The 10,295-nt window shown below is 49.8% G+C and carries 9 protein-coding genes; 8 read left to right on the top strand and 1 reads right to left on the bottom strand.

Going from position 1 to position 10,295, the window contains the following annotated elements:
• Positions 1-151: 151 nt before the first annotated feature.
• Complete coding sequence (locus BP727_RS00060) at positions 152-373, bottom strand: type II toxin-antitoxin system HicB family antitoxin (RefSeq protein WP_276837860.1); 222 nt, start codon at positions 371-373, stop codon at positions 152-154.
• Positions 374-470: 97 nt separating this feature from the next.
• Between BP727_RS00060 and BP727_RS00055 the strand changes: the two genes are divergently transcribed.
• From BP727_RS00055 to BP727_RS00020, 8 genes are all read left to right on the top strand, one after another.
• Entirely contained in the window at positions 471-614 is a 144-nt protein-coding gene (locus BP727_RS00055; protein WP_286856644.1) for a hypothetical protein, read from the top strand.
• A gap of 258 nt (positions 615-872) precedes the next feature.
• The gene (locus BP727_RS00050) at positions 873-1,043 is read left to right on the top strand and encodes a hypothetical protein (RefSeq protein ID WP_286856643.1); all 171 of its coding nucleotides are present in this window, start codon (positions 873-875) and stop codon (positions 1,041-1,043) included.
• A 6-nt stretch (positions 1,044-1,049) separates the two neighbouring features.
• A complete protein-coding gene (locus tag BP727_RS00045) occupies positions 1,050-1,427 on the top strand; it encodes a type II toxin-antitoxin system RelE family toxin (protein WP_286856641.1) in 378 nt (125 codons plus the stop codon).
• Between the two features lie 214 nt (positions 1,428-1,641).
• On the top strand, positions 1,642-1,884 hold the full coding sequence (locus BP727_RS00040; RefSeq protein WP_013719651.1) for a hypothetical protein: 243 nt from the start codon (positions 1,642-1,644) through the stop codon (positions 1,882-1,884).
• Between the two features lie 81 nt (positions 1,885-1,965).
• Positions 1,966-2,592 carry a DUF3800 domain-containing protein gene (locus tag BP727_RS00035; RefSeq protein ID WP_286856639.1) on the top strand — a complete coding sequence of 209 codons (627 nt, stop codon included), beginning with the start codon at positions 1,966-1,968 and terminating at the stop codon, positions 2,590-2,592.
• Between the two features lie 239 nt (positions 2,593-2,831).
• Complete coding sequence (locus tag BP727_RS00030) at positions 2,832-4,925, top strand: site-specific DNA-methyltransferase (protein ID WP_286856637.1); 2,094 nt, start codon at positions 2,832-2,834, stop codon at positions 4,923-4,925.
• Positions 4,918-8,352: a DEAD/DEAH box helicase family protein gene (locus tag BP727_RS00025; RefSeq protein ID WP_286856636.1), complete on the top strand. Its 3,435-nt coding sequence runs from the start codon at positions 4,918-4,920 to the stop codon at positions 8,350-8,352. Before BP727_RS00030 ends, BP727_RS00025 begins: the two co-directional genes overlap by 8 nt.
• 79 nt (positions 8,353-8,431) lie before the next feature.
• A complete protein-coding gene (locus BP727_RS00020) occupies positions 8,432-10,183 on the top strand; it encodes a tetratricopeptide repeat protein (protein WP_273278255.1) in 1,752 nt (583 codons plus the stop codon).
• Positions 10,184-10,295 lie beyond the last annotated feature (112 nt).

The following is a 10,295-nucleotide window of genomic DNA, read 5'->3' as shown; positions in this document are numbered from 1 at the left end:
TCCCAACCGGAGCATGATTTTCTAGTAAAGCATCTTTCTATTCGCTCTTTCGATAAGGACGCCGTTTTTCGGATTGACCACATCCTGGAAAGAGATTATGAGGACTCTAGATGCTTGTGAGTCTAGACAACTGCTTCAGCCCGGGGGATCTCTATCGCATGCCATTAATAGGTGGTATGGCTAAACCCAATCGCAGTCTTAAGGCTATCCAGCCTTCGATAACGCCCTTCAAGTTCTCACGACATTCTTCTAGGGTTTTTCCTATAGCCCACACTCCTCGAAGTTCGGGGATCTCGCCGTAGAAAGGCTCTTGGTCTTCGATGATCTCATAAGTTGCCTTTGATAAAGCCGCCCGGATATACTCAGCGAACATAGCACTTTTCCTATGCGCTCTTAAAGGATTTAAAGCTTGATCATGTGATGCAGGCCACATCGAAACCCATATCTCTCCTACTAGATGGGTGCATATTATGGCCATGATGATGAGACATCCACAAGCCGCCCGGGATTTAGTGGACGAAAGGCTTAAGTCATTTTCTCCTGAGCAGCGTGAGCACTTCAGAGAGAGCACGCACCACAATCGCCGGGTACTAAAGAAGCTATCCAAGATGTAGCTACCTGCCGCCTTCCAGCCGGCGGGCCTTCCTACGAATCCATCTTGCTGTCTTCTCAATATTGCATTTTCGATTCGCCATTACATATGGTCTTGTGCTTTCGCGGTCTTGCTTCATTCCTATTCGCCTTTCTCTTGCCAGTGCGTTCATAGGGGCGGGCATGGATCTGATTTGCATTAAAATTGTCATGCTACCTGAAATGCAGCCAGGAAGGGAAAGCAGAAAGAGATATATCCATTCCCGTCAGGATTAACTAACATGCCTGCTGCTGTGAAAACTCCAATGCGCAAGACTGATCGCGCCAGCCCACAACGGGAAGAGGAGAGCTTTGCGGAAGGAATAATAAAAGGTCTTAGGGATTTCAAAGATGGTCGGATCACACGCTTCAAGAATGATGAGGAGTTGGCCGATTACCTGCGAAATCTGTAGATAATTATGGCTTATCAGCCAATCACTACATACTATTTCGAGAAAAGATTTAAAAAATTAACTAAAAAAGATGGATTATTAAAAGAACGAGTGATTAGGAAGCTTCAGGATATCATCAGTAATCCCGCCATCGGAGAGCCAAAGCGTCATGGCCTCCGAGGCCTTCGAAGCGTGCATATTGATCCCTTTGTTGTGGCTTATTTGGTTATTAAAGACAAAATTTTATTAATTAACTTTGACCATCATGATAAAGTCTATGAAGAGACTTCAAAAATCATAGTTGCTCTGCTAAACGATCCCCGGACCATAGAAGCGCTTACCAATGCAGGAATTACCCCCGAAGAATATGCAGCCTTCTTGAAATCCTTCCGAAAAAAGAATTGATCATCTCTCCTATTTTGCCGACTCAAATACTCATCTCACCCAGGCTTCGTGTGATACCCAGGAATACAAACCATTACTTCATGCAAAAGCTTTTTCGTCTCCAGGGCAAAGCCGTCACCAGGAGGATTACAATAATTGACGATCTGCCCCACGCATGCAAAGCCTGCTGCACAGTTATCTCCCGTCATCGCTCCCCTCCGGGAGGCCTTCTGCCTTGACTGAGCCCGTCCGCTTGGGGCCTGACAACCCCCATCCGCTCTGTGGGAGGAAGACCGAGCTGGTCTGGGACGGCAAGTATGATGAGTACGGTCTTCGCCGCCCGGTGGACGTTGCAGGCAGCGCCATGCCCATGCAGAAGATCGAGACCGTGAATATCCCCAGGAGCGAGGCCCTGGCCGGAGGCCAGACCACCTGGGGGAGCTGCAAAGCATCATGCAGAACGATATTCAGGATATAGATGCAGATTTATCCTCCAGGCTTTCTCCAGTTTGAGCGGATGCCTATTTAGCCTGCATTCATAATTGGGGGCAAAAGGCGCATGCTACACATTTTTATTGATGAAGCTGGTGTTGCTGGCACTACCCAAAACTTCATTATCGGCTTTGCATTTTTCTCAAACAAAAATTATAAACTTTGTGTAGATAATATGAAGTCTAAAATAAAAGGGCTTAAAGGAAAGGAACCAGTCGAGTTGCATTTTCATGATATGAGTCCTGAAATAAAAATGGAGTTCTTAACTTGCCTGGCTGAGCTAAAAGGAAGGTTTGGATATATCCATGTTCAGAAGGAAAAAATCGATAAGGAATTTCAAAACCATCCTGATAATAATTTAATATATAACTTAATGTTATTTTATTTGATCGAAAATCTTGTTAAGAGCGGATACTCAGCGGAGCATATCACTGTTTATGTTGATCAGCGCTCAACTGATAGGGCAATAAAGCGGGATTTGGCCAGGTACCTTCCCATGAAAGTCAATCCGTTGCTCAAGGACAGAAGGCTTTACGTTAAATGGGAGCGGTCGCATAACAGCAGAGGCATACAGTGTGCAGATTCCATCTGTGGCAGCGTATATAGGAAATTCGAGAAGAACGATAGCAGGTATTATGACGTAATCAAGCCCAATTTCATCATCGCTAGAGATTATCTCTTCGGAAAAGTATAAAGATCACTCCCATCGGTCATCTATGCGCAAAGCGCACATCCCAATGGGTAACTAATTAAATAATACCCTTCGGGCATAAATGCTTTTCGTACAGAATATCGTTCATGCAAAAGCTTTTTCGTCCGCCAGGGCAAAGCCGTCGCCAGGAGGATTATAATAATTGACGATCTGCCCCACGTCTGCAAAGCCTGCTGCACAGTTATTTCCCGTCATTGCTCATCTCCGGGAGGCCTTCTGCCTTGACTGAGCCCGTTCGCTGGGGGCCGGACAATCCCCATCCGCTCTCGAAGATGAAGACCGAGCTGGTCTGGGACGGCAAGTATGATGAGTACGGTCTTCGCCGCCCGGTGGACGTTGCAGGCAGTGCCATGCCCATGCAGAAGATTGAGACCGTGGACATGCCCAGGAGCGAGGCCCTGGCCGGGGGTCAGACCACCCTGGGAGAGCTGAAGACCACCCGGCAGTATGACTTTCGAAACATGCTCATCTGGGGCGATAACAAGCTGGTGATGGCCTCGCTCCTGAAGGACTTCCGGGGAAAGATCGATCTGATCTACATCGACCCGCCCTTCGATGTGGGGGCGGACTTTACGATGCATATCCCTGTGGGAGAAAATATCGGCGAAGTGGAAAAAGAACAATCTCTCCTTGAGATGATAGCGTATCGGGATATTTGGGGAAAAGGTACTGACTCGTATTTGCATATGATGTATGAGCGCTTGACTTTAATGAAAGAGTTGCTCAGTGACAAAGGTAGCATTTATGTCCACGTGGGTTGGCAGGTTTCTGCACTTGTTAAAAACTTACTTGATGATGTTTTCGGAACAGATAAATTTCAGAATGAGATTGTATGGAAGCGGCAATCTGCCAAAAGCGGTTCTTTCGATGGGATTGGACAGTATGGCAGAATCCATGAGACGATATTCTTCTATTCAAAATCGGGATCATGGAAATGGAATCAACTATTCACTGAGTATGATGAAAGCTACTTAGAATCATTCTACAAACATATTGAACCAGATACTGGGCGAAGATACAGACTGAGCGATCTTACAGCAGCTGGTACTAGAAATGGCGAATCTGGGAGCGCACTACTCCTGAATAATGAATACGTTAAGCCTGCTCCGGGGAGACATTGGGCTTTGGGACTCAAATCAGGGGAATCAGTACAAGACGCTCTTAATCGATTAAATCTTGAAGGGAGAATATTTCATAATCCAGGAAAGATGCCTGCATACAAGAGATATCTCGATGAAATGCCGGGAGTAATGTTACAAGATATTTGGACAGATATCTCACCAGTTCCACCACAATCGCTGGAGCGACTTGGTTATGACACCCAAAAGCCCGAAGGCCTCCTGGAGCGCATCATCCGCGCCTCCTCCAACGAGGGCGACCTGGTCGCAGACTTCTTCTGCGGCTCCGGCACCACCGGTGCCGTTGCGGAGCGGCTGGGCCGGTGCTGGATCATGTGCGACCTGGGCCGCTTCGCCATCCACACCAGCAGAAAGCGGCTGATCGACCTTCAGCGCAGGCTCCAGGCGGATGGCCAGCCCTACCGGGCCTTCGACGTCTACAACCTGGGCCGATATGAACGGCAGTGGTGGCAGAGAGAGCGCCTGCAGGGCTTCGACCGTGATCACCGTCGGGTTGTCTTGGGATTCTACCGCGCCGATCCACTGGCGAATCCGACCGCCTGGCTGCACGGCAGGAAGGGCGGTGCCTTCGTCTATGTGGACAGCATCGACTCCCTCCTGACCAGAGAAGAGGTCAGGGCTGTGGCCCGCTCCGCCCGCGAGGCCGGTGGCAAGGAGGTCCACTGCCTGGCCTGGGAGTTCGAGATGGATCTGCGCATGGTCTGCCAGGAGATCGAGGCCTCTGAAGAGGTCAGGATCAGGCTGATCACTATTCCCCGGGAGATCATGGAGAAGAACCGGACCGCTCCACCACCCTTCTTTGAGGTGGCAGTGCTGGAGGCCGAGCCGGTAATCAAAAAGGTCTCCGGGAAGAAGAAGGTGGACATCATTCTTAAGAAGTTCATTCCCTCCCTGGCCGAGGTCCCCAGCAAGGAGCTGGCTGCCCTCAAGGATCGGGCGGCAAAGGACGGCTTCGACTTCATCGACTTCTGGGCGGTGGACTTCAACTGGCAGGAGGGCAAGCCCTTCGAGCACCAGTGGCAGGACTACCGCACCCGCAGGGATCGCAGCCTCAGGACCACAAGCGATGCCTTATTTGATGGCTATCCGGGCAAAGGTGTCTACAAAGCCTGCATCAAGGTGGTCGATATCTTCGGCTGCGATACCAGCACCGTAGTGGAGGTCCGCTATGACTGAAGTCGATGAGAGCATGGGCACCGCCCGGAAGAACGGTCCGGGCCCGGTGGTCAATCTGGCCGCCCTGGAACCTCTCTACCAGACATTTGAAGAGCCCTGCAGATATCGCGCCCCAGGCGAAGGGAAGGGCGATCCCGCCCAGATCATATCAGGCCGCCGTCCCTCATATATCCCCATAGCTCAGAACCTGCGCCGCTTCGTTAAAGACTGGCGAGATAGCGACTATCCCGGCGCATCCCAGACCACCAGAGACCTGCTCCATTTCTGGTTTGGCGAAGAGCACCTAAAAGAGAATGACGGGCAGCAGACCCCCTTCCGCTACTACTTCTGCCAGAGAGAAGCCATAGAGACATTCATCTACCTCTACGAAGTGCGGGGCATTCGCACCCTCTCCACCATCACCGCCGAATTTCTGGGGGAAGACTCCTACGACACCGCCCTGGGTGTGAATCCCGACGACGACCGCTGGCCCAAATACGCCTTCAAGATGGCCACCGGCTCGGGCAAGACCAAAGTGATGAGCCTGGCCATAGTCTGGAGCTACTTTCACTCCCTGCGAGAGGAGGACTCTATTCTGGCCAGGGACTTTCTCATCATCGCCCCCAATATCACCGTCTTCGAGCGACTCAAGGAGGACTTCGGGGACGGCAAGGTCTTCGAAGCAGACCCACTCATCCCCGAAGCCTGGAGAGGGGACTGGAACATCTCCGTTGTCCTCCAAGACGAAGCCAGCGGAGCGGCCACCGGGGGCAGGATCTACCTGACCAACATTCACCGCCTCTATGACACCTCAAAACGCAGGTCAAAGAGCCTGGTGGAAAGCCACGACTGGCTAGGCCCTGCCGTCTCCAGGTCCAGAGCCCTTGATACCGGAGAGGCATTGAGGGAGCGGGTGACCTCCCACCGTAAAATTATGGTCCTGAACGATGAGGCCCATCATCTCTGGGACCCGGACAGTGCCTGGAATGATGCCATTGAATATGTCCACCAGACCATCCATGATCGAACCGGAGGAGAGATCGTCTCCCAGCTGGACTTCTCCGCCACTCCCAAGGACAACCACGGCAGAATCTTCCAGCATGTGATCTGCGATACCCCCCTGGGCGAAGCAGTGGACGCGGGCATAGTCAAGATCCCGGTTATAGGGCGGGGCGAGGGGCTGGTGGAGCGCCCCAGCGAGAATGCGGCAGACCGATTCCAGCAGCACCTGATGATCGGATACAAGCGCTGGCTTCTCTCCAGAGAGGAATGGGAGAAGAGCGGCAAGAAGGCGTTGCTCTTCATCATGGCTGAGAATACCGAGGCCGCAGATCAGATCGCCCGGGAATTGAATAGCTCCTCATTGTATTCAGAGCTTAATGGCCGGACCATAAACCTCCACACCCGCCTCAAAGGCAAGATCAAATGGATGGGCGGAAAGAAGAGCGGTATACCGGTATTCGAGGAAAGCGAGAAGGATATCAAAGACGAGGATCTGAGGGAATTAAGAAAACTCTCCCGCGAACTTGACCAGGGAACCAGCCCCTATCAATGCATCGTATCCGTCCTGATGCTCAGGGAGGGCTGGGACGTCCGAAACGTTACCACCATTGTTCCCCTCCGACCATTTACTTCTGATGCCAACATCCTTCCTGAGCAGACCCTGGGCCGGGGTCTGCGGCGCATGACCTACCCCGGCGGCCCTCATGAGATCTTAACCGTCATAGAACATTGGAAATTCGTTGAATTGTATCAAGACCAGTTGGGCGAAGAAGGCGTTTATCCAACGATTGTAGGTCCTGATAAAATTCCCAAGATCACTGTGAGCATCTTTCCCGATGGTGAGCACAAGGACCTAAATCAACTGGATATGCTCGTCCCTTCCATCTCCCCCGCCTACACCCGCATTCCCAAGCTGGAAGGGCTGACCATTGAGGATGTGAAGAAGCAGTTCTCAGCCCTTAAACATTTAAAGCTCAAAGAGCAGTCCTCCGACGAGATCCACTACGAAGGAAGAACGCTCATCACCAATGAAATCGTGGAGGAGATGAACATCAAGCTCCCCCTGCTGGAGAGCGGAGTGGGAGCCATATCCTTCTACCGCAGCGAGCTGGAGCATATCACCGGCCTGCATGGTCTTCACTCCTCTCTCGCCCCCCTGCTGGAGATATTCCTGACTGACATGCTCTTTGGGGAGAGAGTGTCCCTCTTCGACCAGCGCCTGATCAACCGCCTGGCGGATCACGATGTCAGGGAGCATATTCGGGGCGTATTCGTGCCACTCATCCTGAGCAAGAGCACCATCAAACTGGAGGAGAGAGCAATTGGCAGCGGCAGATCGGTGGTTCAATGGAAGCCCTACCAGGCCAACCACTCCGAGCGCCATCCCACCATTGAGGCCACCAAGACCGTCTTCAACCTGGTTCCATGTACCAACGCCTTCGAGAGGGATATGGCCCTGTTCTTAGACCGGGCTCCCGATGTCAAGGCCTTCTTCAGAAATGCCGGGCCGGAGGCGATCAGGATCGATTATCAGACCCATACCGGCAGGCTGGCTCATTATACTCCTGATTTCATAATCCTGAACGATAGAGGCAGCTATGTCATGCTTGAGACCAAGGGAAGGGTGGACATAGACGTTCCCCTCAAGATCCGGGCGGCGATGGCCTGGTGTCAGGCCGCCTCAGATAGCGGAATCAAATGGGAGTACCTCTATGTTCCCCAGGAGACCTTCTCCCAGATCGATGATAATAAGGTTGAGATACTGTTTTCCTTATGCGAACCAGCCAAGCAGAACCTCATCCGGGAGAAGATAGAAGCTCCCTTGAGCCTGGAGAAGGGCAACCTGGAGAAGATAGCACTGGATGAATTCATTAGCGATGAGGATTTCGATCGCCTGCCCTTGAAAGCGAGAAAGGGCGTTCAGGAGGCGATAGCCCTCTTCAAATTCTTGGAGAACAAGACAGGAGTCTCCTATTCTCCGGTCTTCGCTCCGCTTCTGGGAGCAGTGGATGAAGCCGCCAAAGGATACATTATCTCAACTCTAAAAGGTGCCATTCCCGATGATCCCAATAAGAGGCAGAGGTTCTTTGAGCCTGATTTGAGCGTCCTGCATCCAAGAGACGAGAGCTTTCATAAGAGGCAAGCGTTCAACTTGCGCCGGACTCTTCTGGAGAACGATGGGATAATGCCCATAGGGCTATTGAAATGGTGTCTGGAGTATGCAAAAAGCCCTCGGGTTCCGCCCGGTGGGATCTTCTCTGCGATCAAAAGCAAATTTGCGGGTGCAGAGAAGAAGGATATATTGGATACTATCGATAAAATTTATTCCTTCAGAAATGAGTATATTGCCCATCAGGAAAAAGAGCTGGATGACATGAATACCGCAAAAGAGGCCATTGATGATTGGATAAAGGGACTAATACAGATATCAGGGTCGATCGAATGAAGCAACTTCCAATCAGGAAATTCGGATCTTAGGGGTGTTAGACATTTCAGAATCTAACGAGCGCCAATACTGGCTTTGGGTGACTCGTCCTGATTACTATCTGGATGAAGATGGTTGCGATCGGGAAGATCTTGATCCCACATTGGGGGCTGACTCAGATGGCTGGTGGACCTGCAATAAAGCAACCAAAGAGGGTGACCTTGTTCTTTTATGGAGAACATCACCCAAAAAAGACATCCGCTATTTGATTCAAGCAGAGAGCGATGCATATTCTATTGCAGATGACAATGATAAGGGATGGGATTATGGCTGCGATTACGAAGTCCTCTATAAGTTCGAGCAATCCCTTCATGCAAAGGACCTGCGACAGAATCCGTATTTTGATGAGTGGGGGCCTCTCCGATGCAGTTTTCAAGGAAGCAATTTTAAAATATCGCTAGAATACTGGAACAAGCTTAATAATTTGCTTGCTTTAAATAATCCAGGATATAAAGATTTCATCGAGAATACTCAACGACTGCCTATAGCGGAAAGTATAGGATTGGAAAAAGATCTGGAAGATGCATTGGTAGCTAATTTGGATATTCTAAAAAGGTTTGAATATAATCTAGAATTATATAATGACCCGATCTCAAATCAAACCGGAAGGCAATTTATATGCAAAGGGAATGGCGGGCGAATTGATCTTCTCTGTTATAACCGGATAAAAAAACGATTTACAGTGATAGAGCTAAAAAATGTCAGAGCTAGCCAAAATACATTCGGGCAAATCTCGAATTATATGGGGTGGGTGCAAGAAAGGATTGCCAAGAGTGTTCCCGTCAAAGGGCTTGTGATAAGCAGAGGCTATGATACTCGATTTGAGTCTGCTCTCAAGATAACGGATAGAATAAGCCACATTAATGTAGAGGAGCTTGGATTCTCAGTTGCCCCTTCAGAGAAAGCGCAGAGTGTTGTTGATTTCAAGGATTCCGATGAACCAAGAATGAGAATCCCGAAATCTCGCGAAGCAAGTAAATGGCTCAAGAAAGGGGATGATCTATATGATCAAGGAAAATTTGATGAAGCCATTTCATGCTATGATAATGCCATAGGAAAAGATCCCAAGAACAAATTGGCATGGGTGAATAAAGGAGCTGCCTTATTAGAGCTGATGAAGTCTGATGAGGCCATCTCCTGCTTTGATAAAGCCACAGAGCTATATCCCAAATCCGCTGAAGCATGGAATGAAAAAGGATATGCTCTAAATAGATTGGATAGGTTTGATGAAGCCATAATCGCTTTTAATAATGCCATCGATATAAATCCCAGATCCGCTGATGCTTGGAATGGCAAGGGAATAGCTCTAGACAATTCGGGAAAGCATGATGAAGCCATTCAAGCCTATGATCGGGCCATAGCAATAAGACCTAAGTTCGCTATTGCATGGAATAATAAGGGATGGGCTTTATCTGGCCTAGGCAAGAAAGAGGAAGCTATCCAGGCTTATAATAAAGCAATATCGATAAATTCTAAAGATCCAAGCTCCTGGAATTGCAAAGGAAATGCACTGGCGGATCTTGGAAAGCATGACGAAGCGGTCAAGGCATATGGAAGAGCCATTGAGCTAGATCCAAAAGATGCGATACTCTGGAATAACAAGGGCGCTGCCTTTTATGGCCTTAGCAGGTACGAAGAGGCCCTTGAAGCCTTCAACAAGGCTATTGAAATTGATCCGCAAGAGGCACTTATTTGGCATTTCAAAGGTGAAACCCTGAAGGCACTTAATCGAACAGAAGAGTCAGATTCCGCCTTTGCCAAGGCAAAAGAGCTGGGATATAGGGAAGAATGAAGTCATGAATTGCGGCCACCTCGCACAGCTCATCTGCCAGCTATCCCTGAAGCCCGGAGAAGAGGAGATCAAGAAGAAAGGCTGGTGGAAATTCTGGAGGAGGGGATAGATA

This window comes from Methanosaeta sp. UBA356 (assembly GCF_002496465.1).
Lineage (GTDB): Archaea > Halobacteriota > Methanosarcinia > Methanotrichales > Methanotrichaceae > Methanothrix > Methanothrix soehngenii.
Note: the sequence above shows the minus strand (reverse complement) of the source record. Positions and strands in the feature narration are given on the sequence as shown.

What these genes read in the sequence shown, in the direction of transcription:
- BP727_RS00060 (WP_276837860.1), bottom strand. Translation starts at nt 373, where the DNA reads ATGTTCGCTGAGTATATCCGGGCGGCTTTATCAAAGGCAACTTATGAG.
- BP727_RS00055 (WP_286856644.1), top strand. Translation starts at nt 471, where the DNA reads ATGGCCATGATGATGAGACATCCACAAGCCGCCCGGGATTTAGTGGAC.
- BP727_RS00050 (WP_286856643.1), top strand. Translation starts at nt 873, where the DNA reads ATGCCTGCTGCTGTGAAAACTCCAATGCGCAAGACTGATCGCGCCAGC.
- BP727_RS00045 (WP_286856641.1), top strand. Translation starts at nt 1,050, where the DNA reads ATGGCTTATCAGCCAATCACTACATACTATTTCGAGAAAAGATTTAAA.
- BP727_RS00035 (WP_286856639.1), top strand. Translation starts at nt 1,966, where the DNA reads ATGCTACACATTTTTATTGATGAAGCTGGTGTTGCTGGCACTACCCAA.
- BP727_RS00025 (WP_286856636.1), top strand. Translation starts at nt 4,918, where the DNA reads ATGACTGAAGTCGATGAGAGCATGGGCACCGCCCGGAAGAACGGTCCG.